At 71.0% G+C, this 25,350-nt stretch carries 24 protein-coding genes; 13 read left to right on the top strand and 11 right to left on the bottom strand.

The window, feature by feature from the left end:
• The first annotated feature begins 53 nt into the window (after positions 1 to 53).
• Positions 54 to 1,130, top strand: coding sequence for a 23S rRNA (adenine(2503)-C(2))-methyltransferase RlmN (rlmN, locus tag ACX114_RS06010; RefSeq protein ID WP_459295605.1), 1,077 nt, complete (start codon positions 54 to 56; stop codon positions 1,128 to 1,130).
• A 204-nt stretch (positions 1,131 to 1,334) separates the two neighbouring features.
• Entirely contained in the window at positions 1,335 to 1,721 is a 387-nt protein-coding gene (locus tag ACX114_RS06005; protein WP_459295603.1) for a hypothetical protein, read from the top strand.
• A gap of 4 nt (positions 1,722 to 1,725) precedes the next feature.
• On the opposite strand, the gene ACX114_RS06000 is transcribed toward ACX114_RS06005, so the two are convergent.
• Both ACX114_RS06000 and ACX114_RS05995 read right to left on the bottom strand, forming a co-directional pair.
• Positions 1,726 to 3,336: an adenylate/guanylate cyclase domain-containing protein gene (locus tag ACX114_RS06000; RefSeq protein WP_459295601.1), complete on the bottom strand. Its 1,611-nt coding sequence runs from the start codon at positions 3,334 to 3,336 to the stop codon at positions 1,726 to 1,728.
• Positions 3,337 to 3,369: 33 nt separating this feature from the next.
• Positions 3,370 to 4,224: a metallophosphoesterase family protein gene (locus ACX114_RS05995; RefSeq protein ID WP_459295599.1), complete on the bottom strand. Its 855-nt coding sequence runs from the start codon at positions 4,222 to 4,224 to the stop codon at positions 3,370 to 3,372.
• Between the two features lie 92 nt (positions 4,225 to 4,316).
• Here ACX114_RS05995 and gluQRS point away from each other — a divergent pair, with 92 nt between their 5' ends.
• From gluQRS to ACX114_RS05960, 7 genes are all read left to right on the top strand, one after another.
• Positions 4,317 to 5,255 carry a tRNA glutamyl-Q(34) synthetase GluQRS gene (gene gluQRS / locus ACX114_RS05990; RefSeq protein WP_459295598.1) on the top strand — a complete coding sequence of 313 codons (939 nt, stop codon included), beginning with the start codon at positions 4,317 to 4,319 and terminating at the stop codon, positions 5,253 to 5,255.
• A gap of 158 nt (positions 5,256 to 5,413) precedes the next feature.
• Positions 5,414 to 6,361, top strand: a complete 948-nt coding sequence (locus ACX114_RS05985) for a hypothetical protein (protein WP_459295597.1) — start codon at positions 5,414 to 5,416, stop codon at positions 6,359 to 6,361.
• A 72-nt stretch (positions 6,362 to 6,433) separates the two neighbouring features.
• The gene (locus ACX114_RS05980; RefSeq protein ID WP_459295596.1) at positions 6,434 to 7,081 is read left to right on the top strand and encodes an AgmX/PglI C-terminal domain-containing protein; all 648 of its coding nucleotides are present in this window, start codon (positions 6,434 to 6,436) and stop codon (positions 7,079 to 7,081) included.
• 43 nt (positions 7,082 to 7,124) lie between these two features.
• The gene (locus ACX114_RS05975) at positions 7,125 to 7,964 is read left to right on the top strand and encodes a DUF4081 domain-containing protein (protein ID WP_459295594.1); all 840 of its coding nucleotides are present in this window, start codon (positions 7,125 to 7,127) and stop codon (positions 7,962 to 7,964) included.
• A 186-nt stretch (positions 7,965 to 8,150) separates the two neighbouring features.
• On the top strand, positions 8,151 to 8,600 hold the full coding sequence (locus tag ACX114_RS05970; RefSeq protein WP_459295592.1) for a hypothetical protein: 450 nt from the start codon (positions 8,151 to 8,153) through the stop codon (positions 8,598 to 8,600).
• An 86-nt stretch (positions 8,601 to 8,686) separates the two neighbouring features.
• Entirely contained in the window at positions 8,687 to 9,349 is a 663-nt protein-coding gene (locus ACX114_RS05965) for a hypothetical protein (protein ID WP_459295590.1), read from the top strand.
• Positions 9,350 to 9,489: 140 nt separating this feature from the next.
• Entirely contained in the window at positions 9,490 to 10,116 is a 627-nt protein-coding gene (locus ACX114_RS05960; protein WP_223740549.1) for a MiaE family protein, read from the top strand.
• Positions 10,117 to 10,134: 18 nt separating this feature from the next.
• Here the strand turns inward: ACX114_RS05960 and ACX114_RS05955 are convergent, their stop codons facing one another.
• Positions 10,135 to 11,931, bottom strand: coding sequence for an SLC13 family permease (locus ACX114_RS05955; RefSeq protein WP_459295587.1), 1,797 nt, complete (start codon positions 11,929 to 11,931; stop codon positions 10,135 to 10,137).
• Positions 11,932 to 12,197: 266 nt separating this feature from the next.
• Here ACX114_RS05955 and ACX114_RS05950 point away from each other — a divergent pair, with 266 nt between their 5' ends.
• From ACX114_RS05950 to ACX114_RS05940, 3 genes are all read left to right on the top strand, one after another.
• Positions 12,198 to 13,991, top strand: coding sequence for a phosphoenolpyruvate carboxykinase (GTP) (locus tag ACX114_RS05950; RefSeq protein ID WP_459295585.1), 1,794 nt, complete (start codon positions 12,198 to 12,200; stop codon positions 13,989 to 13,991).
• Positions 13,992 to 14,128: 137 nt separating this feature from the next.
• Positions 14,129 to 14,959 (top strand): tetratricopeptide repeat protein, encoded by an 831-nt coding sequence (locus ACX114_RS05945; RefSeq protein ID WP_459295583.1) that lies wholly within the window; start codon positions 14,129 to 14,131, stop codon positions 14,957 to 14,959.
• Complete coding sequence (locus ACX114_RS05940; protein ID WP_459295581.1) at positions 14,959 to 16,398, top strand: ABC transporter substrate-binding protein; 1,440 nt, start codon at positions 14,959 to 14,961, stop codon at positions 16,396 to 16,398. Before ACX114_RS05945 ends, ACX114_RS05940 begins: the two co-directional genes overlap by 1 nt.
• On the opposite strand, the gene ACX114_RS05935 is transcribed toward ACX114_RS05940, so the two are convergent.
• The 6 genes from ACX114_RS05935 to ACX114_RS05910 form a co-directional block, all read right to left on the bottom strand.
• Positions 16,376 to 17,554 carry a pyridoxal phosphate-dependent aminotransferase gene (locus tag ACX114_RS05935; protein WP_459295579.1) on the bottom strand — a complete coding sequence of 393 codons (1,179 nt, stop codon included), beginning with the start codon at positions 17,552 to 17,554 and terminating at the stop codon, positions 16,376 to 16,378. The two genes, ACX114_RS05940 and ACX114_RS05935, sit on opposite strands and share 23 nt — an antisense overlap.
• On the bottom strand, positions 17,551 to 17,829 hold the full coding sequence (locus ACX114_RS05930) for a hypothetical protein (protein ID WP_459295577.1): 279 nt from the start codon (positions 17,827 to 17,829) through the stop codon (positions 17,551 to 17,553). The genes ACX114_RS05935 and ACX114_RS05930 overlap by 4 nt, the downstream gene beginning before the upstream one ends.
• Before the next feature lie 115 nt (positions 17,830 to 17,944).
• Positions 17,945 to 18,640, bottom strand: a complete 696-nt coding sequence (gene bioD, locus ACX114_RS05925; protein WP_459295575.1) for a dethiobiotin synthase — start codon at positions 18,638 to 18,640, stop codon at positions 17,945 to 17,947.
• Positions 18,630 to 19,799, bottom strand: a complete 1,170-nt coding sequence (bioF, locus tag ACX114_RS05920; RefSeq protein ID WP_459295573.1) for an 8-amino-7-oxononanoate synthase — start codon at positions 19,797 to 19,799, stop codon at positions 18,630 to 18,632. The genes bioD and bioF overlap by 11 nt, the downstream gene beginning before the upstream one ends.
• Entirely contained in the window at positions 19,796 to 20,821 is a 1,026-nt protein-coding gene (gene bioB / locus ACX114_RS05915) for a biotin synthase BioB (RefSeq protein ID WP_014394016.1), read from the bottom strand. The genes bioF and bioB overlap by 4 nt, the downstream gene beginning before the upstream one ends.
• Positions 20,822 to 21,011: 190 nt before the next feature.
• Complete coding sequence (locus tag ACX114_RS05910; protein ID WP_120597359.1) at positions 21,012 to 21,281, bottom strand: GlsB/YeaQ/YmgE family stress response membrane protein; 270 nt, start codon at positions 21,279 to 21,281, stop codon at positions 21,012 to 21,014.
• A gap of 186 nt (positions 21,282 to 21,467) precedes the next feature.
• Here ACX114_RS05910 and radA point away from each other — a divergent pair, with 186 nt between their 5' ends.
• Positions 21,468 to 22,829 carry a DNA repair protein RadA gene (radA, locus tag ACX114_RS05905; protein ID WP_459295570.1) on the top strand — a complete coding sequence of 454 codons (1,362 nt, stop codon included), beginning with the start codon at positions 21,468 to 21,470 and terminating at the stop codon, positions 22,827 to 22,829.
• Positions 22,830 to 22,840: 11 nt separating this feature from the next.
• On the opposite strand, the gene ACX114_RS05900 is transcribed toward radA, so the two are convergent.
• Both ACX114_RS05900 and ACX114_RS05895 read right to left on the bottom strand, forming a co-directional pair.
• On the bottom strand, positions 22,841 to 23,458 hold the full coding sequence (locus tag ACX114_RS05900; RefSeq protein WP_459295568.1) for a hypothetical protein: 618 nt from the start codon (positions 23,456 to 23,458) through the stop codon (positions 22,841 to 22,843).
• Positions 23,459 to 23,629: 171 nt separating this feature from the next.
• Positions 23,630 to 25,348 carry a hypothetical protein gene (locus tag ACX114_RS05895; RefSeq protein WP_459295566.1) on the bottom strand — a complete coding sequence of 573 codons (1,719 nt, stop codon included), beginning with the start codon at positions 25,346 to 25,348 and terminating at the stop codon, positions 23,630 to 23,632.
• Positions 25,349 to 25,350 lie beyond the last annotated feature (2 nt).

Below are 25,350 nucleotides of genomic sequence, written 5' to 3'. Positions count from 1 at the left end.
AGGCCGGCGGACCCGGGTGCGCCCGCGCCGGGTGTGTTATCCCAGGTCCCGTCATGCCGGACGCCACCGTCAACCTCCACGACCTGCCCCGCCCCGCGCTGGACGCGCGGCTCGCCGGCTGGGGCTTCAGTCCCCAGTACCGCGAGCGCGTGTGGACGGGCCTGTACCGCGATGGCGTCACCGCGCTGGGTGACGTGACGGGGCTGCGCCCGGACCTCCAGGCCGCGCTCCAGGAGCGAGCGCACCTGGGCACGCTCGCCACGCACCATGAGAGCTTCAGCAGCGACGGGCTCACCCACAAGCTGCTCCTGCGCCTGCACGACGCGCAGACCATTGAAACGGTGCTGATGCGCTTCAAGGGCCGCGCCACCGTGTGCGTGAGCACGCAGGCCGGGTGCGCCATGGGCTGCGTCTTCTGCGCCACGGGCCAGATGGGGCTGTCGCGCCACCTGACGCCGGGCGAGATCGTGGGCCAGGTGCTCCACGTCACGCGCATCCTGCGCGCGCAGGGGGAGAGCTTGCGCAACATCGTGCTCATGGGCATGGGCGAGCCCCTGCACAACTACGAGCACACCATGGCCGCGGTGGACATCCTCGTGGACCCCAAGGGCCTGGCCCTGGCGCCGCGCTTCATCACGCTGTCCACCGTGGGCGTGGTGCCCGGCATCCTCCGACTCGCGGACGAGGCGCGCCCGGTGCAGCTCGCGGTCAGCCTCCACGGCGCGACGGATGCCGAGCGCGCCGCGCTGGTGCCCGCGGGCCGCCGCTGGCCGCTCAACGAGCTGATGGACGCGTGCCGCTACTACGTGGCGAAGCGCAAGCGCCGCATCTTCTTCGAGTGGACGCTCATCTCCGGCCGCAACGACACCGCGGAGCACGCGCACCACCTGGGGCAACTGCTGCACGGGATGGACGCGCACGTGAACGTCATCCCGCTCAACCCCACGGTGGGCTACGACGGCGGCCCCAGCGTCCCGGACGCGGTGCGGGCGTTCCAGGACGTGCTCACGTCGTACGGCGTGCCCAGCACGGTGCGCCAACGTCGCGGCATCGACATCGACGCGGGCTGCGGCCAGCTCAAGGCCGCCGTGGAGCGCAAGCCCCGCCGCTCCCTTCCCGTCGCTTCCTGAGCAACGGACGTACAGGGTCGCTCGGAACACCACCCGACCTGTCGTGTCACCCTGAAGCGCTAGCGTGCGCCCCGCCCGCACGTGCGTAACGAGGTGTGGGCGGGAAGCGGATGTTCATGGGCCCTTGCATGGCATGGGCTCGTGGGCACATTCTTCAAGACGGCTTCCACGCAACCCCAACGGCTTCTCTGGCGGAGGTGGGCAATGCTTTCCATCCAGGAGCACGGCACGGTGGAAGAGGCGAGCAGCAACCTGCTCGACTTCATCCTGATCCCCGACAACTGGCTCGAGCAGGCGCCTCCGCAGCCCGAGGGCTCCTCCACGTGGCCGGCGCAGGACACCCAGTACCAGCGACGCGTGGGACCGCTGCGCATCTGTGCGTCGGTGGACGTGGCGCCGTCACTGGACGTGACGCTCCACATCGCCTTCCGCGCGCCGGGGCTCACGCCGCTCAAGGCGGCGGACCACCTGGAGAGCTTCCTCAAGCAGCGCCTGCCGCTGACGCCCAACAGCGAGTGGCAGGTGGAGGTGGACGAGCGCCGGTGGATCCACTTCTCGCGGCGCTACGCGGGCACGCACCTGCTGGCGTAACGGATTACGGCGCCAGCCGGTAGTGCCGCAGCGGCTGCGCCACGTTCTTCACCGGCGTTTCCGTGAGGGGGCCAAACTGGAGCTTGCGCACGAAGGGCTCCTGCGACTGCTTCAGCGCTTCGTGCACGCTCTCCATCACCAGCGTCTCGCGAAAGCCCGCCAGCGACTGCAGGCGCGCGGCCTGGTTCATGCCGCTGGAGAAGGCCGTATAGTTGCGGTTGGGCCCGAAGAGGCCGCAGTTCGCGGTGGCCAGGTTCACGCCCACCGCCACGCCCAGCCCCGGCAGCTTCACCCGCCGGCACAGCGCCGCCACCTCCTCGCGCTCGCTCAGCTCCGCGGTGAAGGCCTGGATGTCCTGCGCCGCGCGCACGGCGGCCTCCGCGCGGCGCACGCGGTCCGTCTGGAAGAAGGGCGGACCGAAGAGGCCGATGACGCAGTCGCCCACCATCTTGTCGAAGACGCCGCCGCGCGCCCAGATGCAGTCCACGGCGCGCGCGCTCCACTCGTCCACGAAGCGGCCGATGCTGCGCGGACTGTCGAAGCCCTGCTCGCAGATGCGGGTGAAGCCGTTGATGTCCGCGAACAGGATGCCCACCTCCTGCTCCTGCGCGCGCAGGTGCCGCGCGTAGTCCGGGTCCTCCAACAGCGCGTCGATGGCCACCGTGGGGAAGAACTGCGACAGGTGGATGCGCTCGCGGTTGTAGTCCAGCAGGCGCTGGCTCAGCGTGGAGGCCAGCACGCGGATGAGGTCCATCGCGTACGCGGAGAAGCCCTCGTTGCTCCAGACGACGATCTTGCCCAGGGGCTCGCTGCGCGTGGCCGCGGAGATGAGCACCGCCTCCGTGGTGCGCCCGTCGAACAGGCGCTTGAGCACGCCCGCGTCCCCGTGCAGCAGCCGCGTGCCGTGCTGGTGCAGCAGCGTCTCCAACTGCGAGCCGGGCTGGTCTCCGCTCTCGTACTCCAGCTGCCCGTGCCGGTACGTGCGGTAGTGCAGCACGTGCGGCTGCACGGCGTCGCGGTAGAGCAGGAGGAAGCCCGGCAGCCGCACCCGCTGCGACAGCGTGCGCACCGCGTGGTCCATGCCCGCCTCGAAGACGGGGTTGGCCAGGTGCTCGTTGCACTGGAGGATGAGCTGGTGCTTCTCCGACGCGGTGTGGACCAGCATCAGCACCGTGTCCAGCTCCTCCGCCACCACGTCCAGCGCCCGCGCGCGCTTCGCGGTGGTGCTCGCGTCGCCGGGCGGCCCCGCGAAGAGCACACCCAGCGTGCCCACCGGTGAACCCGCCACGTCCAGCGTCTGGGTGAGCAGCGTGCCCGTGTCGTGGACGCTCAGGCCCACGGGCCCGGCGAGAAGACTTCCGGCGAAGATGCCGCCCCAGTCGCCCTCGCTCCAGGTCTGCTCCACCAGCTCCTCATCGCGCGTGGTGACGGCGATGGCGCGCGCGCCCAGGTGCGTGAGCAGCGTGGGGAAGCAGCGCCGGAAGCACTGGGTGAGCGTCTCGCGCTCCCGCAGGCTCTCCTCCAGGAGGTCGTCCGTGACGCGTCCCAGTTGGCGCAGGAAGCGGTACTCCTCCAGGGACAACTCAGCGGGTGGGGACGGGGTCGCCGGGGTCATGTGCGCCCCTTGTACCGCCGCCCGGGGGAACTGTCACAACGCGGGCACGTGCTTCGTCCCGCCCACGACGACGCCGTCCTGGACCTCGATGAGCCAGTAGCCCTCCTTCCCCGCCTGGGTGGAGGAGCCCGCGCCGAACAGGTGGGGCCGGTCCTGGGTGGCCGGGTGGTGGTAGCGCTGGTGGATGTGGCCGTGGAGCACCGCGAAGCGCGGGCCCGGCAGCAGCTTCAAGAGCGCGTCCGCGTCATGCAGTCCATGGTGCCAGCCGTCCGCGTGGTTCGCGGAGCTCCGGGGCGCGTGGTGCACGACCACCAGGATGGCGCGGCCGTCCAGCCGGGCGTCCTTCAGCAGGGCCGCCAGGCCTTCGAGCTGCGCGGGCCCCACGGTGCCGTAGGACAGGCCCGGCGTGGGCAGCGGGCGCGCGGAGCACAGGCCCACCACCGCGGCGCCCTCCCCCACCAGCCGCACGAAGGGGAACGCGCCCTCGCGGCGGTACTCCGGCAGGTCACTGTGGAGCAGGTCCCCGAAGTGCCGGGCGAAGCGCTCGTCCCGCGCGGCGCCGGGGGTGAAGACGTCGTGGTTGCCGGGGATGACGGTGCAGCGCGCGGGCGTGGGGGCCAGGGGCGCGAGCGCGGCGCGGGCGGCGCGGAACTCGCCCTCCAGCGCGTAGGCGGTGAGGTCGCCGGAGAGGATGAAGTGGTCCACGCCGTGCGTGCCCGCCTCGCGGGCGATGGTGGACAGCGTGGCCTGCGCGTTCCGGTAGGCCTTCGCCCGGCCTCCCGCCGTCAGCTCCACGAGCGCCACCCAGCGGCGCCAGCCCAGCTTGTGCAGCGGCAGGGCGAAGTAGTCCTCGGTGATGTGGACGTCGGAGCAGTGCAGGAAGCGCATGGAGGGATTCACACCCGAAGGAACGGAAGGAAGCAGCGGGGCATTCTCTCCCAGCGCGCGGGACGGGCGGGGAAGTTATGGTTGCCGCCACGATGCGAGGACGCTTCGCCCCCAGCCCCACCGGCCGCATGCACCTGGGCAACGTGAGAAGCGCGCTCCTGGGCTGGCTCCAGGCCCGGGCCGCGGGCGGCGCGTTCCTGCTGCGCATCGAGGACCTGGACCGCGCCAGGTGCCGCCCCCAGTTCCTCCAGGACCTCTACGAGGACCTGCGCTGGCTGGGCCTGGACTGGGACGAAACACCGCTCATCCAGAGCGAGCGCGACGGCATCTACCGCGAGGCCCAGGAGAAGCTCGCGCGCGAGGGGCTCATCTATCCGTGCTTCTGCACGCGCGCGGAGATCGCCCGCGCCGCGAGCGCGCCCCACGGCCTGTCCGACGAAGGCCCGCGCTACCCGGGCACCTGCGCGCGCCTCACCGCCGAGCAGGTGTCAGAACGGGCCCGCACGCGCGCCCCCGCGTACCGCTTCCGCGCGCGCGAAGGCGAGGTGCGCTTCGTGGACGAGCTCATGGGCCCGTATGCCCAGGACGTGCAGGCGCTGGTGGGCGACTTCGTGGTGCGCCGCAACGACGGCGTGGCCAGCTACCAGTTGGCGGTGGTGGTGGACGACGCGGCCAGCGGCATCACGCACGTGCTGCGCGGGGACGACCTGTTGCCCTCCACGCCCCGGCAGCTCCAGCTCTACGCCGCGCTGGGCCTGGGCGCGCCCGCGTTCCTCCACGTGCCGCTGGTGATGGGCGAGGACGGCAAGCGGCTGGCGAAGCGCGACGGGGCGTTCGCGCTCGCGGAGCTGCGGGCACGCGGCCGGCCTCCCGAGCATGTCCTGGGCCTGCTCGCCGCATGGAGCGGCCTGGGCGACGGCAGCCCGGTGACGCTGCCCGCGCTCGTCGCGCGCTACCGCACGGACGCGCTTCCTCGCGAACCGGTGGTGGCGCGCGAGGCACTGCTCCTCGACGCGCTCGGCCTGCGCTGAGGCCACCCGGCCTTCCGCCCCACCCTTCGGGACGGAGCGACCGTGAGGCAGTGCAACGACGTGGCTTCCCCGGTGCACACCTTCACCCCAGACACGTCCGACCTGTCCGTGCCCCGAGCGCGGCTTCGGCGATTCACGGGAAGCGAGGGTGAAGTCCAATGGCAGCCATTGTCGAGAGCGAACGCGCCGGCATCATCCCAGCAGTGCCGGGCAGTGCGTACAAGCTGAGCTGGGGGGCCATCTTCGGTGGCACCTTCGTCGCGCTGGGCGTCTGGATATTGCTCTACACGCTGGGGCTGGCGCTGGGCCTGTCGTCGGTGAACCCCGCCGATGCGTCGAGCGCGAAGTCCGCGGGCATCTTCACCGGCATCTGGAGCGTGCTCGTCCCGTTGGTCGCGCTCTTCGTGGGCGGCCTGGTGGCCGCGCGCAGCGCGGGCATCGTGGACAAGGCAGGAGGCGCCATGCACGGCGCGGTGCTCTGGGGCCTGACGACGCTCCTGGGCGTCTTCCTGGTGGGCATGCTGCTGTCGAATGTGCTGGGCGCGGTGTTCAACGTGGGCAAGGCGGCGGTGGGCGCGGGCGGTAGCGCAGCGGTGGGCGCCGTGACGGGCGGCGGTGACGCGGCCAAGGCGTTCGGCCTGGACGCCAACGACGCGCTCGGGCCGGTGAACCAGCGCCTGCGGCAGGAGGGCAAGCCCACCATCACCGCGAACCAGTTGGAGGCCGCGACCAAGGACATCGTCACCGAGGGCGTGCGGCAGGGCCGCATGGACCGCGAGCTGCTGGTGAGCAACATCGCGCAGAACACCAACCTGTCGCGCCAGGACGCGGAAGGCGTGGCCGACCGTGTGGAGCAGCAGGTGGACCAGGCCAAGGCCAAGGCTGGCCAGGTGGGCCAGCAGGTGCAGCAGGGCGCGCTGACGGTGGCGGACCGCTCCGGCCGCGTCTTCTGGGGCATCTTCGCGGGGCTCCTGCTGGGGCTCGTCGCGGCGGTGCTCGGCGCCACGCTGGGCGTCAGCCGCAAGCAGCGCATCCGCGCGGAAGGAGCGGTGGTGGTGCCCCCGACGACGACCCCGCCGGGCCCGCGCCGAGAGGTGTATCCGTAGCCTCGGGCGCTCGCGTGCATCCCCGCTTCACGCCCTCGCGTGAGGCGGGTATGACACGCGGGCACCCGGCCCATGGCGTCCTCGAACCGCACCCTCGTCCGCTGGCTCCTCATCCCCGGCCTGAGCCTGGGGCTGTTCCTGCTGTTCACGCTGGGAGCCGCGTGGGTGACGCGCTTCACGGACGCGCCGGAGCTGCCTGGACCCGCCGCGCCGCCGCCGGCCCTTCCGCCGCGCGCGAGCGCACCGGCGCCCGAGCCCGCCCGGCCCGTCGCCCCCCCGGCGCCGCTCCCCCGCCCCGAGGCTCCGGTGCGCGAGCCGCCCCGCGCGCTTCCTCCGCGCGAGGACTTCGACGCCCCCGACCCGCGCCGCGTGGAGGTGGTGGAGCCGGTGGTGGAGGCCTCCTCCGGCCGCATCGACGCGGAGGACCTGCGCCTGGCCATCCGGTCCGTGACTCCGCTCGTGCAGCAATGTTTCCAGGACGCCGCACAACGCAACCGGGGCACACAAGAAGTGAAGCTGCGCTTCACCGTGGAGGGCGAGGGCTCCGAGGGGAAGATGAACCGGGGCGAGCTCGTCTCCAGCACCATCCCGGACCCCATGGTGCAGGCGTGCGTGCTGGATTCGCTCCTGGACGCGCGCTTCCCGGCACCCCACCTGGGAGGGTCCGCGACCGTGCTCCACCCATTCCGTTTCACCGTGCCTGGGGACGCTGGCCCGTGAGGTCGGGTTGCGCGTAAGGTTCAGGCCCCTTCGTCCCCCGCGCATGCCCGTCACCGTCGAACAGCTCGCGCCTTCCCACACGGACGCCCTGCGCGCGCTCCTGGCGAAGGATCCCGTCCACAACCTCTACCTCCTGGGGTTGCTGGAGGAGTTCGGCATCGCGGCGCCGGAGCGCCAGGCGGCCTTCTCCTTCCACGGCCGCTTCGACAGCGGCGTCCTCACCGCGGCCGTCTTCGTGGGCGGCGAGGGCGGGCTGGTGGTGCCCAGCGCCAGCGACGCCAGCGCCACCGGCGTCATCGCGGACGCGCTCGCCGCCAGCCTCAAGCTGCGCGCCACCGTGGGAGACAAGGCCTCCGTGGACGCGCTGGTGCGCAGCCTCTGTGAAGGCAAGCCGCGCCTGTCCCGCACCCAGAAGCTGTTCAGCGTCTCCGCGGACGACCTGGGCCCCTTCACCAACCCCACCCTGCGCCTGGCCCGCGAGGAGGACGTGCCCCGCCTGCTGCCCCTGGCCCAGGGCTACGTGCGAGAGATCCTCGAACGGGATCCGCTGGCGGAGGACCCCACGCACTACGAGGCCCGTGTCCTCCAGCGCGTGCGCCAGCGCCGCACCTACGTGCTGGAGGAGGGCGGCGAGCTCGTGTTCAAGGTGGACATCGGCTGCCGCTCGCAGTTCGGCGCGGAGCTGGAGGGCATGTACACGCCCCCGTCCCGCCGTCGCCAGGGTCACGCCACGCTGTGCCTGGGACAGATTTCCCGGCACCTGTTGTCCTCGCTGCCCCGGCTGGCCATGCGCGTGGACGAGCGCGACGAGAGCACCGCCCGCATCGCGCGCAAGGTGGGCTACCACGCCGGCCGCACCCAGCGACTCGTGCTCGTGGAGTAGTCCCCGGGGCAACGCAGGCAACACCCGCCTGTTGCTCCGGGAACAACACGGATTGTCATAAAGACACGTAAGCATCAGAAAGCACGCCATCCCGGCTGAGGGCATGGCGCTTGCTCCCAGGCGGAGTGGCGCGCGTTCGCGAGCCCGGCGGCCCCAATCACCGCCGCATCCCCAGGGAGCAGTCCGATGAAGGGTTTCCAGACGTTGGCGAAGGTGTGCGCGTTCGGCGTGGTGGCGTTGAGCGCCGGGACCGCGGCCGCGTGGCAGTACCACCCGGGCGCCGCGTTCAAGGCCGCCTATGCGTCCGACGTGTCGTGCTTCAACGTGGGCAGCTACTCCTCGCTGGTCAACAACTGTTCGACGCTGCGTGAGGCGATCGCCACGGTGCCCATGTGGACGGTCGGCTACCACCCGACGACGGTGCAGATCTACGGCAACAACAGCTGGTGCGAGTCGACCACGGTCAACGGCGTGGGTAACGGCGCGCACCTGGGCGCCATCACGTACACGCTGGCCGGCCCCATGCAGTGGCAGACCATCAACACGGGTGACCGCTACGTCTGGGAGGACTACGCCATCGTCATCCGCTGCGGCGTGCAGTCGGGCGGTGCCCTCGGCGGCTTCACCATCGACTGATGAAGCACGGGGCCGCGCGAAGGCTTCATCTTCCTCCCCTTCGCGCGGTCCTTCTTCCTCACCCCGAATGCCCCGCGAGCGCCCCGATGACCTCCAGGCTCCAGACCGTCCTCGCCATCGTCAACACCGCCGCCATCGCGGGCGTGGGGCTCACGCTCGCCGGCCACCAGCGCGCCTCCGACGAAGCGCTGGAGGAACTGCGGGCCCAGGTGCGCCGCGCCCACGCGAGCGCCGACGCGAACCTCGCCGGCCGCCGCGCCGCCGCTGAGACCGCGATGCGCATGTGGGCCGCCAACGCCGCGCCCCTGGCCCCCTCCGCGCGGCCCGGTCCCCCGGAAGCGGCCCCTTCCGGCGAGGCCACCGCGGCGGAGGACTCCGGTGGCGACGTGCCCCCGCCTCCGCCCCTCCGCCCGCCCCCGGCCTCGTTCGAGCAGTCGCGCACCCGCGTGTTCGACGCGTTTGCCGCGGAGCCGGTGGACGGAGACTGGAGCGCCGGCGCGTCGAAGACGCTGGATGACGCGTTCCGCGCGCACCTGCCCGGCACCTCCCGCGTGAAATCGCTGGAGTGCCGCGCCACGCTCTGCCGCGTGGAGTTGGTGCACCGGGCCGCGGCCGACCACGGAACCTTCCTGAGGAACGGGCTGCGCACGTGGCCGGGCTCCACCTTCGTCGCGAGCGAGGTCCAGCAGGGCCCCGACTACGTCGTCACGCTCATCGCAGCGAAGGAAGGCACGAACCCGCCGCTGTAGCAGTGGACACCGGCCCCCGTCGCGGTGAGCGGCCCCTCACCGCGACGGGCGGCCGGCATGTCCCGGGAGGAAGCGGGCTCGCGAGCACCTCACGACATCCGCGCATGTCGCCCGGCGGATGCCCTACAGTCCGCGCCGAAATGAGCAGCCGCCCCACGCCCTCCCGCCGTCCCCTCTCCGGAGCGGGCCCCGTCATCCTCCACGCGCCCACCGACCCCGGCTGGCTGCCGCTGGCGCTCGCGAACTTCGACGCCGTGCTGGTGGACCACGCCCACTGCGAGAAGAAGGCCGCCGCCAACGCGCTGTCCATGCTCCAGGCCTACCCGGACCTGCCGGGCCTGCCCTCGCAGATGGCGCGCCTGGCCCGCGAGGAGAGCGCCCACCTGGCGCGCGTGCTGGACCTGATGGCCGCGCGCGGCCTCACGCTCACCAAGGACGCCGGGGACCCGTACGCGCAAGGGCTGCAGAAGCACGTGCGCACGCCCGCCCCGGAGCGGCGCGTGGACCGCCTGCTCGTCGCCGCCATCATCGAAGCGCGCTCGTGCGAGCGGCTGTCCCTGCTCGCGGAGGGGCTCACCGACCCGGCGCTCGCCCGCTTCTACGGCGAGCTGGCCCAGTCGGAAGATGGCCACCAGTCCCTCTTCCACCGCCTGGCCGTCACCGCGTCCAACGGGGACGAGGCCGCCGTGGACGCGCGCCTTCAGTACCTGCTCGCGCAGGAGTCGCGGGTGCTCGCGGACGTGGGGCTGCGCGCCGCCATCCACTGAAGAGTCGCTCACGCGCCCTCAGTGGAAGGGCCACACCACGGGCACGGCGAAGACCAGGAACACCACCAGCACCGCGGTCAGCGGCGTGCCCAGCCGGAAGAAGTCGGTGAAGCGGTAGTGCCCGGGCCCGTAGACGAGCACGCAACTGGGCTCCAGCGGCGTGATGAACGAACAGCTGGCCGCCAGCGTGATGCCCATGGCGAAGGGGCGCACGTCCACGCCCAGCTGCGTCGCCGCGTTGAGCGCCACCGGCAGCACCACCAGCGCCGCGGCCTGGTTGCTCATGGGCGCGGACAGCACGATGGTCAGCACCATCAACAGCGCCAGCACCGCGCGGGGCCCGCCGTACGCGCCCAGCCGGGCCACATGGTCGCCAATGAACTTCCCCGCGCCGCTCACCTCCATGGCCAGCCCCAGCGCCATCATGGCCCCGATGAGCAGCACCACCCGCCAGTCCACGCGGAACGCGGTGCGCGCGTCCACGCAGCCGGTGGCGATCATCAGCAGCATGCCGGTGAGCCCCGCCAGCGACAGCGGCACCCAGCCCAGGGAGCCCGCCGCCAGCGAGCCCAGGAAGATGACCACCGCGAGCAGCGCCTTCGCGTAGCGCGGCGGCTCGTACTCGTGGCCCTCCAGCACCATCAGCGTGTGGCCCGGGGCCAGCTCCGCCACCTTCTGACGCGGGCCGCGCAAGAGCAGCACGTCCCCCACGGACAGGGGCAGCGTGGACAGCGAGTGCTCCTCCCGGGCGCGCCCCAACAACTGCAGCTTCGTGAGCCGCTGGATGCCGGGCCGGCGGTGCAGCCCCAGCGCCACCAGCCCGAAGCGCTCCACGAACAGCGTCTCCCGCAGGCTGCGCCCCACCAGCGTGCTGCCGGGCGGCACGCCCACCTCCGCGAGCATCGACTCCGGCCCCTCCAGCTCCGCGTCCGACAGCCGCACGTCCGGCCGCAGCGCGAGCCCCTGCAGGTCCTTCACGCGCAGGATGTCCTCGCGCCGGCCCTCCACCAGCAGCCGCTCCTGGCCCGTCAGCACGTAGGACGGCTTCGCGTTGAGCGTCTCGCCGTCACGCACCACGCCAATCACGCGCAGGCCCAACCCTTCCGTGAGCTCCGCCAGGGGCTTGCCCACGTAGCGCGAGTCCCCGGGCACCACCGCCTCCGTGAGGTAGTCGCGCAGCGCGAAGCCCTCCGTGCCCGGCTTGCCCTCGCGCGAGGGCAACAGCCACCGCCCCAGCAGCACCACCACCGCGATGCCAATCAGCACCACCGGCAGCCCCACCGGCGCCAGCTCCGTCACGCCTATGGGCGCCATCCCCTGCCGCTTCAGCGCCGCGGACACCACCAGGTTCGTGGACGTGCCGAAGAGCAGCACCGTGCCGCCCAGCATGGACGCGTACGCCAGCGGCAGCAGCACCTTGCTGCGCGGCACCTTCGCCCGCGCCGCCGCGCCAATGGCCACCGGCAGGAAGGCCGCCGTCGTCACCGTGTTGGAGATGAACGAGGAGAACACCGCCACCACGCCCATCATCGCCAGCACGAACGCCTGGTGGCCGAAGCGGGCGAAGAACGCCATCCGCTGCCCCACCATCTGCACCACGCCCGTGGCGGCCAGCCCTTGCGTCATGGCAAGCAGCGTGAAGATGAAGATGACCGTGTCGTTGCTGAAACCCTCGAACGCCTGCGCCGGCGTCAGCACCCCGGTGAGCGCCAGCAGGCACACCACCACCAGCGAGGTGAACTCGATGGGGATCGAATCCACGGAAAACAGGACCAACGCGACGACAATGACGGCCAGGACGAGGGCGATGGACATGGAGGGCGTTCGCACCCTCAACCTGAGCACGGCGCGCTGCGCTGCCAGCGTGTGCCGCACCGCGCCGTTTTCTGATGGGCGACCGGGCGCTGATAAGTGGAATTAGGCCAAAGCGGTCGAAAGTCCGGTTGACTGCCGGACGTCAGTTGATTTTGGGCCCCCGGTCCAGAAGGTTTGGTGTTCCTTCCGCTGTAGGGTTTCGCCCCCTCGCACGAAGCGGGCACGCGGGAAGACCCCACGCAATGAAACACCCCGAGGAGACCTCCATGGCTTCGACGCAAGCGGCCGCCGCCACCGAGCAGGCGCCCACGAAGAACCCCACGCTGCTGGCGTGGGTGGCCAAGATGGCCGCGATGACCCAGCCGGACCGCATCGTCTGGTGCGACGGCTCCGAGGCGGAGAAGCAGCGCCTCACCGAGCAGGCGGTCAAGGACGGGACGCTCATCCCGCTGAACCCCCAGAAGCGCCCGGGCTGCTACCTGCACCGCTCCAACCCCAACGACGTGGCGCGCGTCGAGCACCTCACGTTCATCTGCACGCCCAACAAGACGGACGCGGGCCCCACCAACAACTGGATGGAGCCGGAGGCCGCGTACACGAAGCTTTCCCAGTTGTTCGAAGGCTGCATGAAGGGCCGCACCATGTACGTGGTGCCCTACGCCATGGGCCCGCTGGGCGGCGCCTCCACGAAGATTGGCGTGGAGCTGACGGACAGCGACTACGTGGTCCTCAACATGCGGATCATGACCCGCATGGGGAAGGCCGCGCTGGACATGCTGGGCGACAGCGACGACTTCAACCGCGGCCTGCACTCCACGGGTGACGTGAACCCGGACCGCCGCTACATCTGCCACTTCCCCCAGGACAACACCATCTGGAGCTTCGGCTCCGGCTATGGCGGCAACGTGCTGCTCGGGAAGAAATGCCTCGCGCTGCGCATCGGCAGCTACCTGGGCCGCGAGGAGGGCTGGCTCGCCGAGCACATGCTCATCCTGGGCGTCACCAGCCCCAAGGGTGAGACCACGTACATCGCCGCGGCCTTCCCGTCCGCGTGCGGCAAGACGAACTTCGCCATGATGATTCCGCCCAAGGAGTACGCGGGCTGGAAGATCGAGACCGTGGGCGACGACATCGCATGGATGCGCCCGGGTCCGGATGGCCGCCTGTACGCCATCAACCCGGAGGCCGGCTACTTCGGCGTGGTGCCGGGCACCAACTACAAGACCAACCCCAACGCCATGGAGACCATCTCCAAGGACACGCTCTTCACGAACGTGGCGCTCACGCCCGACGGCGACGTCTGGTGGGAGGGCAAGGACGGCGAGGTCCCCGAGGAGCTCATCGACTGGCAGGGCAAGCCCTGGAAGAAGGGCAGCACGGAGAAGGCGGCGCACCCGAACAGCCGCTTCACCGCGCCCATGAGCAACAACCCGGTGCTGTCCGGCAAGGCGAACGACCCCCAGGGCGTTCCCATCAGCGCCATCATCTTCGGCGGCCGCCGCTCCAACACGGTCCCGCTGGTGCTCCAGGCCTTCAACTGGACCCACGGCGTGTTCCTGGGCGCCACCATGGGCTCCGAGACGACGGCGGCGGCCACCGGCAAGGTGGGCGTCGTGCGCCGCGACCCCATGGCCATGCTGCCCTTCTGCGGCTACCACATGGGTGACTACCTCCAGCACTGGCTGGACATGCAGAAGTCCATCCCGCAGCTGCCGAAGATCTTCCAGGTCAACTGGTTCCGCCAGGACAAGAACGGCAAGTTCATCTGGCCGGGCTTCGGCGAGAACATGCGCGTCCTCGAGTGGATCGTGAACCGCGTGCAGGGCCGCGTCCCCACGCAGGAGACGCTGCTGGGCTGGGTGCCGCGCCAGGACCAGGGCCTCAACCTGAAGGGCCTGGACCTGCCCGAGGAGGCCATCCAGGAGGCCACCTCCATCAAGGAGGACGAGTGGAAGTCCGAGCTCAAGAGCCAGGAGGTCTTCTTCGAGCAGCTGGGCACCAAGGCCCCCGAGGCCCTGATGCTCCAGCGCAAGCTGCTCATCGCGCGCCTGGACGGCTGATCGCCGTCTGACGCCCGCTGAAGGCCCATCCGGGGCCGCTTCCTCCCCTGTCTCGACAGGGGCGGGGGTGGCCCCGGCGTTTTTCAGGGGGTCAGTGCTTCGACGGCCGGAATGTTCGGCGCTAGGCTCCCCGCCCCATGAGACTGGTTTTCGTGTTGTCGCTGGCGCTGGCGCTGGCTCCGGGGTCCGCCCTGGCGCAGCGGGGTGGCTCCAAGGTCAACGTGCAGGCGCTGTTGAAGGAGGGCAAACGCCTCTACGACGCCGGCAAGTACCGCGAGGCGGCGGAGGCGCTGAAGCAGGCCAACGAGGCGCAGCCGCACCCGCGGCTCGTCTACAACATCGCCGTGGCGCTGGAGTACGCGGGCGAGCCCCGCGAGGCGATGAGCTTCTACCGGCAGTACGTCACGTCCTCCAGCGAGGACACCGACCCCGCCCTGCTGAAGAACAGCAACCGCGCCATCGACCGGCTTCGCGTGCAACTGGACCGCGAGGACCAGGCGCAGGCGGCGGCGGACGCGGACAGGAAGCGCCTGGAGGCGGAGGCGGACGCCGCGCGGCAGCAGGCGGAGGCCGAGCAGGCCGCGGCCCGGCGCGCGGAGGAGGAGAGCGAGCGCCAGCGGCAGGCGGAGCTGAACCGCGCCATCAAGTCCTACCGCAACCAGCGCATCGCGGCGTTCGCCACGGGCGGCGTGGCGGTGCTGGGCGTGGGCGCGGGCGTGCTCTTCGGATTGCAGGCGCGCGACCAGCGCGACCAGTTCGACAGCGCCAGCACGCTCGCGGACAAGCAGCGGCTGTCGGACAGCACCAAGAGCAAGGCGCTGCTCGCGGACATCGGTTTCGGCGTGGGGCTCGCGGGAGCCATCACCGCCATCATCCTGTATCCCAAAGAGGGCCCTCCCGCGCAGGGCGAGGTCCGCGTGACGCTCGCGCCGCGCGGCGCCGGGGTCGGCATGGAGGGTCGTTTCTGATGCGCGCGCTGGGAATGATGACGTTGGGCATGGCGATGCTGTCGTCCGGGTGCAGCTTCACCACGGCGGGCGGCCTGTCCGAATGCACGACGAGCAGTGACTGCGGCAGCAACAGCGTCTGCACCTCCGGCTTCTGCCTGCCGCAGCCCGCCGGGTGCAACCAGGTGGTGGGCGCCACGTCCGCGGCGAACCCCATCGTGCTGGGCGCGGCGCTGCCGCTCACCAACGCGAGCGGCAACGCGGAGATTGAGCAGCAGCGCTTCAACGGCCTGAAGCTGGCGCTGGATGAAGTGAACCAGGCGCAGGGCGTGGGTGGCCGTCAGTTCGTCATGTACGTCTGCGACACCGGCGCGGACAGCAACCGGGCGGTGACGCAGGCCAGCTGGATGGTGAACGACAAGGGCGCGGTGGCGCTCTTCAGCGCCGGCAGCGCGCAGACGCTCGCCATCCATGAGGTCACCACGCCCAAGAACGTGCTCTTGATGAGCCACACGGCCACGAGCTCCGCGTTCACCACGCTGTCGGACAAGAACGGCGGCAGCGTGGGCCTGGTGTGGCGTACCACGCCCTCGGACGTGCTCCAGGGCCGCGTCATCGCGAACGTGCTCCAGGGCGTCACGCCCATCAACGACCCGGGCGTGACGTTCACCCCTCCGACCAAGGTGGGCGTGGCGTACGTCAGTGACTCGTACGGAACCGGCCTCTTCGACGCCATCCAGAACCGCATCCCCAACAAGGACAACGTCGCGGGCGCGCAGTACAACCGCAACGAGGCCGTGAGCGGCGCGGTGACCCGGCTGGTGTCCTTCGACCCGGACATGACGGTGCTGGCGGGCTTCCCCGAGGACAACTCGCGCCTGCTGCTGGAGGCCATGGAGAAGAGCGTGGGCACGGCCCACGGCAACCGCTGGTTCCTCACCGACGCCAGCAAGGACCGCACGCTGCTGACGTCCCGCAAGGAGGTCGAGACGGAGCTGTCGGGCACGTACGGCACGGCCCCCGCGTCCGCGCGTCCCAACGACGCCACGTACAAGCTCTTCGCGGACCGCTTCATCACGGCCTACAGCACGGACCCCGGGCAGTACTCCTTCACCGCGCACGCGTACGACGCCATGTACCTGGTGGCGCTGGGCTCGGCGTACGCGGTGGGCAATGACTCCAACAACCCGCAGCCGGTGACCGGCCCGCGCATCGCGGAGGGGCTCACGAAGCTGACGCCCGCTTCCGGCCAGACGGCGACCAGCTACCCCCTGGGCTCCACGCAGTTCACCGCGGCGCGCGAGGCGCTGCGCGCGGGCACCGTCATCGACGTCCGGGGCGCCAGCGGCGAGCTGAACTTCAACAACGAGACGGGCGAGGCACCCTCCCCCTACGAGCTGTTCAAGGTGACGGGCACCACCTTCAAGACCGTGCAGCTCATCGATCCGCCGACGGACTGAGCACGCGCACCAGCACCTCCAGGGCGGCGGTGAAGACCTCGGGCTTCGGCAGCAGCGACAGCACGAGGTACGCACCGCCGCCGAAGTCGTAGAAGTAGCCCGGCTGCACGCGCACCCCCTCCTCCAGGAGCCGCAGGCAGGTGGCCTCCTCGCCGGGGTGATGGGGGATGCGCAGCACCGCGCTCCAGCCGCCGTGCGAGGGCACCACGTCCCACGCGGCGTCCGCCGGACGCGCTCGAAGCAACCGCTCCCGGTTGTGCCCCACCCGCTCCAGCAGCGCCTTCTGGAAGCGCGGCGCGTGCGCGAGGAGCGCCGGCAGCGCGAGCTGCACGGGCGTGGCTACCGACAGCACCGCGTCCGCCACGTCCTCCAGCCGGGCCAGGGCCTCGTCGCGCGCGTGCGCGGGGCCGCCCACGTGCAGCCACGCCAGCTTGAGGCCGGGCAGGCCCGCCACCTTGGACAGGCCGGAGAGCGAGAACGTCAGGCACGGCAGCGGACGCCCCGCCACGGACGTCACGCGTCCCGCTTCCTCATCCCACGCGAAGTCGGAGAACACCTCGTCGCTGATCAACGCCAGACCGTGGCGCGCGCACACGTCCGCGAGCGCGTGCAGCTCCCCTTCATGGAGGAAGTGGCCGGTGGGGTTGCCGGGGTTCACCACCACCACCGCGCGGGTGCGCGCGTCGATGGCGGCCTCCACCCGGGCCGCGTCCAGTCCGAAGCCGTGCACGGCGGGCAGGCGATAGGGGCGCGCGTGCACGCCCTCCAGACGCGCCAGGACCTCCACCAGCGGGTAGCCGGGCGCGGGGACGAGGACGTTGTCCCCCGGGTCGCACAGCAGCTTCAGGAGCCAGCCATAGGCCTCGCTGGTGCTGGCGCTGAGCACGACGTGCGTGGCGTCCACGGGCGCGCCCCGTTGGGACAGGTGCGCGGCCACGGCCTCGCGCGCGGACGGCAGGCCGAAGGGCTCCGGGGCGTAGTCGAAGGTCCCGCGGTGGGCCCCGAGCTTCACGCTCGGGGGCGGCAGGCCCACGCGGGTGGGGTTGGTCTCCGCCAGGTCCAGCACGGGCAGCCCGCATGCGTGGCGCATGGCGAGAGCCTGGGACAGCGGGTTGGGCGTGCGCGGGAAGGCGGTGCGGAGCGAGAAGCGGCTCACAGCCCCGTCTGGAGCATGGCGCTGGCCACGCGGCGGATCAGCTCGCGGCGCAGCTCCAGGCGGCAGTGCTCGACGGCCTTCTCATGAGGCGCGGGCAGTTCCGGGTTCCGGGTGCGGATCGCGGTGCGAAGAACCAGCTCGACCTTCGTCGGCTCAATCTGGAAGAGCCGCGGACCGTCTTTCTGGAGGAAGTAGGACAGCCCGCGCTGTTCGATGAGCTTCTGGAAGAAGCGCCGGACGTCCGCGAGGAGCGTGATGTCGATGATGTCCGCCATTCGTGCCGGCTTTCTCGCGCGGAAAAAACAGCACGTCCAGATCACGGCCACCACCACGCGAAAACTTGCGCGACCTGTAGCACGCGCCTTTCCGCCGAACGCGGCGGAGGCCGATTTATCGGGCCCGCGCGCGTTCGGGCACCAGCGGCGCCAGCGCTCGCCGGAACGCCATCCGGCGCTTTCTTGCGTCCTCCACATACGGCACGGGGCCCAGCACCTCCACACCGTGGCGGGCCTCCAGGTAGCGCCGGTTGTCCCGCTCCGCCAGGTCACGTCCGGGCACCCCGCGCGACAGCACCACTGCCCGCACGGACACCTTGCGCGCGGCCAGCGCCTCCAGCGACAGCGCCACGTGGTTGAGCGTGCCCAGCCCCGCGCGCGCCACCAGCACCACGGGCAGGCGGAAGGCCTGGATGAGGTCCACCACGTCGCGCTTCGAATCCACCGGGACGAACAGCCCCCCTGCCCCCTCCACCACCACGGAGCCGCCCTTCAGTTGCTTCCACGCCGCGAGCGTCACGCGGAAGTCCGGCTCCGTGCCCAGCCGCGACGCCGCGATGCCCGGGGCCAGCGGCGCCTTGAAGCGGTGCGGGCAGAGGGCGTCCACCGGCAGCGTGCTGCCCGCGGCCTCGCGCATGGCCAGCGCGTCCGACGGGGCCTTGAGGGACGCGCAGCCGCTCTCGTAGGGCTTGAAGCCCTGGGGCGCGTGGCCCGCGTCCTTCAGGAGCGACAGCAATGCGCACGACACCTGCGTCTTGCCCACGCCGGTGTCCGTGCCGGTGACGAAGAACTGGAGTGCCTCAAGTGCCACGGGAGACTCCCACCCGGCGCAGGGCCTCCAGCGCCAGGTCGATGTGGCCCGTCGTATGGGCCGCGGAGAGACAGAAGCGAAGCCGGCTCGTGCCCTCTGGCACGGTGGGCGGGCGGATGGCCTTCACCAGGAGGCCCGCCTCGCGAAGGCGCTTCGCCGCGTCCAACGCGCGCGCGGGCTCGCCCAGGATGACCGGGAAGATGGCGCTCCGGGGTTCGGCGGGCAGTCCCAGCGCGCGCAGACCCTCGGTGAAACGGTGGATGTGCCCCCACAGCCGCTCGCGCGGAGCGGGGTCGTGCTCCACCAGGTCCACCGCGCACTCCGCCGCGGCGCAGAGCGCGGCGGGCAGCGCGGTGGAGTAGACGAAGGGCCGGGCGCGGCTGACCAGCAGGTCCGCCACCGCGCGCGACGTGGCCACGTACGCGCCCAGCCCGCCCAGCGCCTTGCTCAGCGTGCCCATGCGCAGGTCCACGCGGTCCTCCACGCCCAGCGCCTCGCACAGGCCCGCGCCGCGCGCGCCCAGGACGCCGGTGGCGTGCGCCTCGTCCACCATCAGCGCGGCGCCGTGGGCCTCGCACGCGGCCACCAGCTCGCGCAGCGGGGCCACGTCCCCGTCCATGGAGAACACGCTGTCCGTGACGACCAGCTTGCGCCGCGCGGGCGTCTCCGCGAGCGCACGGGTGAGCGCGGCCACGTCCGAGTGCGGATAGACGACGACGCGCGCGCGCGACAGCCGGCAGCCGTCCACCAGCGAGGCGTGGTTGAGGGCGTCGGAGAACACCGCGTCGCCGGGGCCCACCAGCGCGGGCAGGATGCCGGTGTTGGCCGCGTAGCCGGAGTTGAAGAGGCGCACGGCCTCCGCGCGCTCGAAGCGGGCGAGCCGCGCCTCCAGCCGCTGGTGCGGCACCATGTCCCCCACCACCAGGCGGCTGGCGCCGGTGCCCACGCCGTAGCGCTCCAGCGCGGACGCGGCGGCGGCGCGCACGGCGGGAGACGCCGCGAGCCCCAGGTAGTCATTGGAGGAGAAGTTGACCAGCCGCTCGTCCCCCACGCGCACCTCCGCGCCCTGGGGAGAGTCGAGCGGCTCCAGCGCGCGGCGGAGGCCCTTCGCGGACAGGGCCTCCAGGTCCTCTCGCGCCCACTGCGTCGTGGGCCTCACCGGTCCTGCCGGGGCTCCAGGGGGCGGATGCCCGCCTTCTCCAGGAGCGCCATGTCCTGGGTGTACTCGGGGTTGCCGGTGGTGAGCAGCTTCTCCCCGAAGAAGAGCGAGTTGGCGCCCGCCATCATGCACAGGAGCTGCGCCTCCTCATTCATCTGCATGCGGCCCGCGGACAGGCGCACCATGGCCTGGGGCATGAGCAGGCGCGCGGTGGCGATGGTGCGCACCATGTCCACCGTCTCCACGCGGTGCTGCTCGGCCAGCGGCGTGCCCTCCACGGGCACGAGCGCGTTGATGGGCACCGACTCCGGGTGCACCTCCTGGTTGGCCAGCGTGCGCAAGAGGTTGCAGCGGTCGTCCACGGACTCGCCCATGCCGATGATGCCGCCGCAGCACACGGAGATGCCCGCGTCGCGCACCCGGTTGAGCGTCTTCAGCCGGTCGTCATAGGTGCGGGTGGAGATGATGTCGCCGTAGTGCTCCGGAGACGTGTCCAGGTTGTGGTTGTACGCGGACAGGCCCGCCTCGCGCAGGCGCTTCGCCTGGCTGTCGGTGAGCATGCCCAGCGTGGCGCACGCCTCCATGCCCAGGGCCCGCACGCCCTTCACCATCTCCAGCACGCTGTCGAACTGCGGACCGTCCTTCACCTCGCGCCACGCGGCGCCCATGCAGAAGCGGGTGGCCCCGGCCTGACGGGCCTGCGACGCGGCGGCCAGCACGTCCGGCACCGCCATCAGCTTCTCCGCCTTCACGCCCGTCTTGTAGCGCGCCGCCTGCGGGCAGTACGCGCAGTCCTCCGGACACCCGCCCGTCTTGATGGAGAGCAGCGAACAGAGCTGCACCTTGTTCTCCACGAACACCTGCCGGTGCACCGTCTGCGCCTTGTGCACCAGGTCCAGCAGCGGCAACTGGTACAGCGCCTTCACCTCCGCGAGCGACCAGTCGTGCCGCACCGTCACCCCTTCCGGGGCGGGAGCGGCGTGGTGGGCGTGGCCGTGGAAGGACTCGGCGGTGTCGGACATGCGGGCTCCTTGGGGAGGCGTCAGGAGGCCGACGGTGCGTGGCCCGAAGGCCATTGTCAACGCTCTTGGAAGAGGGGGTTGACGAGTCCCCCTTCCCCTCTGGGAAGCCCGCAAAACAGAAGGGACGTCCGTGCGTGACACGGACGTCCCTGGCTGTCTCCCGCCTCATCGGTCGAGGAGCCCTGCCTGACTAGACGTGGACGCGACGGCCGCGGCCGGCGAGCCCCACGAGGAACAGCACCACCAGTGCACCCAGGACGGAGAACAGCAGGCCCGTGGGATGGAGGTCGAACACGCGACCGTCACTGGAGAACAGAGAACCGACGAAGCCGCCCACGAACGAACCGGCGATGCCCAGCAGCGTGGTGGCGATGAGCCCCATCGACTGGTTGCCCGGCATGATGGCACGGGCGATCAGACCCGCGACCAGACCAATCACCAGAAACGCGATAATCCCCATGGCACTCTCCCTGTGTGGGGGGCGCGCTGTTTCGCGTCGCCCGTGGACCAGAAACTGGGTGCACCCTCCCTGTAGGGCAACTCGCTACCTGATCCACGACATGATGCTTGCCTGCTCTCCTGGCATGGCGCGCGCATGCGCATGGGGCGACGAAACGTCAGGGGTCTGGGGTAGACACTCCAACCCATGGCGAAGGCGAAGACGCACTACACCTGTCAGGCCTGCGGCTACCAGACGGCGAAGTGGCTCGGGAAGTGTCCGGACTGCGGGGCCTGGAGCTCGCTCCTGGAGGAGACCGAAGCGAAGGTGGACGACAAGCGCCCGGCGTGGGGCGCGTCCGGGGGCTCCTCGCGGCCGGTGAAGCTGCAGGACGTGACGGGTGAGTCGGAGGTCCGCCGGCGCACGGGCATCACGGAGTTCGACCGCGTCCTGGGCGGCGGCGTGGTGGGCGGCTCGCTGGTGCTCCTGGGCGGCGACCCGGGCATTGGCAAGTCCACGCTGCTGCTGGCGGCGCTGGACAAGCTGTCGCGGCACGGGCCGGTGCTCTACGTGTCGGGTGAAGAGAGCCTGCGGCAGACGAAGATGCGCGCGGAGCGCCTGCGGGTGGAGAGTGAGGCCATCCACCTGTTCGCGGAGACGGACGCGGACCGGGTGCTCCAGGCGGCGGAGGCGCTGAAGCCGCAGGCGCTGGTGGTGGACTCCATCCAGACCATGTACCTGCCGGAATTGGGCAACGCGCCGGGCAGCATCACCCAGGTGCGCGAGGTGGCGGGCCGGCTGATGGCGTTCGCCAAGCGCAGCGGGGTGCCCACGTTCCTGGTGGGCCACGTCACGAAGGAAGGCTCCATCGCGGGTCCCCGGGTGCTGGAGCACATGGTGGACACGGTCCTCTACTTCGAGGGCGAGCGCGGCCACCCGTTCCGGCTGTTGCGCGCGCACAAGAACCGCTTCGGCAGCACCAACGAGATTGGCGTCTTCGAGATGAAGGGCGCGGGGCTGGTGGAGGTGGCGGATCCGTCCGCGCTGTTCCTCTCCGAGCGTCCGCAGGGCAAGTCCGGCAGCGTGGTGACCAGCACGCTCAACGGCACGAGGCCGCTGCTGGTGGAGGTGCAGGCGCTGGTGGCACCCACGGGCTACGGCACGGCGAGGCGCACGGCGATTGGCGTGGACGGCAACCGCGTGGCGCTGCTGGCGGCGGTGCTGGAGAAGAAGGAGGAGATTCCGCTGGTGGGCTGCGACCTGTTCGTCAACGTGGCGGGCGGCATGCAGTTGAGCGAACCGGCGTGCGACCTGGCGGTGTGCGCGGCGCTGGTGAGCAGCCTGCAGAACCGGCCGTTGGACGCGAAGACGCTGGTGCTGGGAGAAGTGGGGCTCGCGGGCGAGGTGCGCGCGGTGGGCCAGGTGGAGCCGAGGCTCGCGGAGGCCGCGAAGATGGGCTTCCAGCGGGTGGTGCTGCCGGCGGGCAGCGCGCGGCGCGTGGAGGAGACGAAGCTCCAGGTGGTGGGCGTGGAGACCCTGAGCGAAGCGCTGGCGGCGATGTTCGACTGACGCCGGGTGCGTCAGTGCTTGTGCAGCATCCAGGACACGTCCGGTACGCGCGTGGGCTTCGTGAGCGTGGCCAGGTCGAAGAAGGCGTCGCGGCCCAGGGTGGTGATGAGCTGGCCTTCCGTGGCGTCACCCTCCGGGGTCATGGCCTGGGTGGGGAGCTCATAGGGCTGGACGAGGACGAGCCCCCCGTCGAGTGACTGGCGCTGGGACGCGGGGACGGCGTCCAGGCGCGCGCCGAAGAGGTCCACGAAGGGGGCGCCGAAGATGTTGCGCCAGTAGAGGCCTTCCAGCCCTTCGCTGTAGTCGCGCAGGTTGAACTCATGCCTGGAGCCGAAGCCGTCTTCGTTCGGAACCCACCGCCAGTTCTTCCGCTCGAAGTCGACATCGAGTCCGGACTGGGCGAGCGGCGAGCCCAGCAGGCGCATGACTTCGACGACCTGGCGCAGATGCGCTTCGCGCCAGCGCGCGGTCCTGGCTTCCGCGACGGAAGTCGTCCAGCTCAGCTTGCCGATGAAGGAATGCTTCGTCTCCCTGCTGGGAGAGAGCATGAGGAAGTCGCGGTCCGTTGCCGCTGCGATGGTGATGCTCTTGAACTCCCCGTAGTAGGTGATGAAGGGCTCGACATCCACGGGTCCAGGCTCGACCCGTTCATTCATCAAGGCACGCCCGAACCGCTTCGGCTGGAACCAGCGGTACTCCCCGAAGATCCGCTGAAAGAGTTCGCGAACGACTTGCTCCCCGGGAGGACCCGGGGGCAGGTGGAATTCGGTGTTGAGGGACCGCCGGGCCATGACCTGTCCTCACGGGAAAGACTGGATGCGGGCCTTGCCGTCCTGTTCCAGCGACCGCAACCGCCGCATCAACGGATCGGTGAGCCTCGTCGCACCATCTGAGTGCCTGGCGGAGCGGATCCAGAGCTCGATGGAACCGCCATATGACTCCACGTACTCAATCATGGCCTTGAGGTTGCCCGTGAGCGCCATCTCCTTACGGCCCTTCACCTCCACGAAGTCGTAGGGGCTCCCCCAGACCAGGTCTCCCTTGTGTCCCGTCACCGCATCCGGGACGAAGCCCTGGGCCTTGCTCCCCGGAGGGGGCAACAGGAGGTCCGTGTTCTTCGCCAGCTTCCGGTTCTGGAGCACGGACTGTTCGAACGCAGTGCCCGCTCCCTTGTTCTGGATGACCGTCTGGTAGAGCCGCTCCCACTCCGGATCCACGGCGTAGCTGAAACGCGGATACCTGCCCGGGTGACGGAACTGGTAGTCCACCCACGCCTGCGCCAGGTGCTCCGCGCTGCCCGGCACCAGCCGCGCTCCCTCCGCCGTCGCCCGTGAACCCACCAGCGCCACGCGCTTGCCCCGCGCCAGCACACGCCCCGCCTCCGCGAGCGGCGCTTCCAACCGCATCGCCAGGGCCCGCAGCTTCTCCACGTCCTCCACGGACACGGACTCACCGCGCCCCGCCGCGCGCAGCATCTGGCGAAGCTCCTGTGCCTCTTGCGGCGACAGGTGCTGCACCACCCGCTGCAACACCTGCACCTCGCGCAGACTCCGGCCCGTGAGCAGCGCGACACGCTCCGCCCCCTGCGAGCCTTCCGCCAGCAAGCGCCCCGACACCACCGGCAGCGCCACGCTCACCGCGCACAGCAGCCGCTCGCCGTCCGTCAGCGGGTATCCCAGGAGGCTCTTCCCCAGCACCACGCCGCCCACGTCCGCCACCTCACCGGTGACGGGCAGCAGGCCCAGGGCAATCTCCAGCACCACCTCTTCCGGCGGAATGCCCGGGGGCGCGAGGGCCGCGTCCCAGACCGGAGGCGCGAAGCGGCCCGCCTCCACCGCGGAGGCCAGGAGGCTGTCGCGCGCCAGCAGGTAGAGCGCCACCTCGCTGGGGTTCTTGCGCGGGAAGTCCGGGTCTTGCGTGTGCGTGAACGCCCAGTCCAGCACCGCATCCACCAACGCCAGCTGCGTCTCCTCGTAGAGCGCGCTCTCGGTGAGCAGCCCATCACTCCCGAGCCGGCGGAAGTGCGCGTCCGCCAGGACCTGACGGCGCGCATCCGCCCAGCGGTGGAACTCCTCCAGCTTCGCCTCCGCCCGCGCGGACCGCTTGCCGTCCTCGAGCAGGGCCTCGGCGTGCTTCGCCTTCAGCCGCAGGTACACCTCCAGCGGCTCGTCCTTCGCGAGCTCCTCCTCCGTCCGCGCGGACGCCCAGAGCATCAGGTCGTTGAGCGCGGCATGGCCCACCTGACGCTCCGTCTCCATCACGGCGGGCTGCTTCAAGGCGGCTCGCTTCTCGCGGATGAACGCGAGGTAGCGGCCCAATTCCTCTCCACCCACGGTGCCGTTCGAACCCGCGCCCCCCCAGGCGGGGTCGCGCGTGAACGACGCCGGTGAAGCGCTGCGATAGCGCCCGTAGCCGTGCATCCCCACCGGCAGGGTCCGGGAGCCCGGCGTCCCGCAGGCCGTGAGCGACAGGACCAGCACCAGCCCCGCGCTGAATCGTCCCAGCCATCCTGTCAGCATGA

It is taken from the genome of Corallococcus sp. M7, from assembly GCF_054512695.1.
This window is presented reverse-complemented; position numbering and strand designations above follow the sequence as displayed.

Bases quoted from the DNA above. Each gene is read 5' to 3' on its own strand.
- rlmN (WP_459295605.1), top strand. From the start codon at position 54: ATGCCGGACGCCACCGTCAACCTCCACGACCTGCCCCGCCCCGCGCTG.
- ACX114_RS06005 (WP_459295603.1), top strand. From the start codon at position 1,335: ATGCTTTCCATCCAGGAGCACGGCACGGTGGAAGAGGCGAGCAGCAAC.
- ACX114_RS06000 (WP_459295601.1), bottom strand. From the start codon at position 3,336: ATGACCCCGGCGACCCCGTCCCCACCCGCTGAGTTGTCCCTGGAGGAG.
- ACX114_RS05995 (WP_459295599.1), bottom strand. From the start codon at position 4,224: ATGCGCTTCCTGCACTGCTCCGACGTCCACATCACCGAGGACTACTTC.
- gluQRS (WP_459295598.1), top strand. From the start codon at position 4,317: ATGCGAGGACGCTTCGCCCCCAGCCCCACCGGCCGCATGCACCTGGGC.
- ACX114_RS05985 (WP_459295597.1), top strand. From the start codon at position 5,414: ATGGCAGCCATTGTCGAGAGCGAACGCGCCGGCATCATCCCAGCAGTG.
- ACX114_RS05980 (WP_459295596.1), top strand. From the start codon at position 6,434: ATGGCGTCCTCGAACCGCACCCTCGTCCGCTGGCTCCTCATCCCCGGC.
- ACX114_RS05975 (WP_459295594.1), top strand. From the start codon at position 7,125: ATGCCCGTCACCGTCGAACAGCTCGCGCCTTCCCACACGGACGCCCTG.
- ACX114_RS05970 (WP_459295592.1), top strand. From the start codon at position 8,151: ATGAAGGGTTTCCAGACGTTGGCGAAGGTGTGCGCGTTCGGCGTGGTG.
- ACX114_RS05965 (WP_459295590.1), top strand. From the start codon at position 8,687: ATGACCTCCAGGCTCCAGACCGTCCTCGCCATCGTCAACACCGCCGCC.
- ACX114_RS05960 (WP_223740549.1), top strand. From the start codon at position 9,490: ATGAGCAGCCGCCCCACGCCCTCCCGCCGTCCCCTCTCCGGAGCGGGC.
- ACX114_RS05955 (WP_459295587.1), bottom strand. From the start codon at position 11,931: ATGTCCATCGCCCTCGTCCTGGCCGTCATTGTCGTCGCGTTGGTCCTG.
- ACX114_RS05950 (WP_459295585.1), top strand. From the start codon at position 12,198: ATGGCTTCGACGCAAGCGGCCGCCGCCACCGAGCAGGCGCCCACGAAG.
- ACX114_RS05945 (WP_459295583.1), top strand. From the start codon at position 14,129: ATGAGACTGGTTTTCGTGTTGTCGCTGGCGCTGGCGCTGGCTCCGGGG.
- ACX114_RS05940 (WP_459295581.1), top strand. From the start codon at position 14,959: ATGCGCGCGCTGGGAATGATGACGTTGGGCATGGCGATGCTGTCGTCC.
- ACX114_RS05930 (WP_459295577.1), bottom strand. From the start codon at position 17,829: ATGGCGGACATCATCGACATCACGCTCCTCGCGGACGTCCGGCGCTTC.
- bioB (WP_014394016.1), bottom strand. From the start codon at position 20,821: ATGTCCGACACCGCCGAGTCCTTCCACGGCCACGCCCACCACGCCGCT.
- ACX114_RS05910 (WP_120597359.1), bottom strand. From the start codon at position 21,281: ATGGGGATTATCGCGTTTCTGGTGATTGGTCTGGTCGCGGGTCTGATC.
- radA (WP_459295570.1), top strand. From the start codon at position 21,468: ATGGCGAAGGCGAAGACGCACTACACCTGTCAGGCCTGCGGCTACCAG.
- ACX114_RS05895 (WP_459295566.1), bottom strand. From the start codon at position 25,348: ATGCTGACAGGATGGCTGGGACGATTCAGCGCGGGGCTGGTGCTGGTC.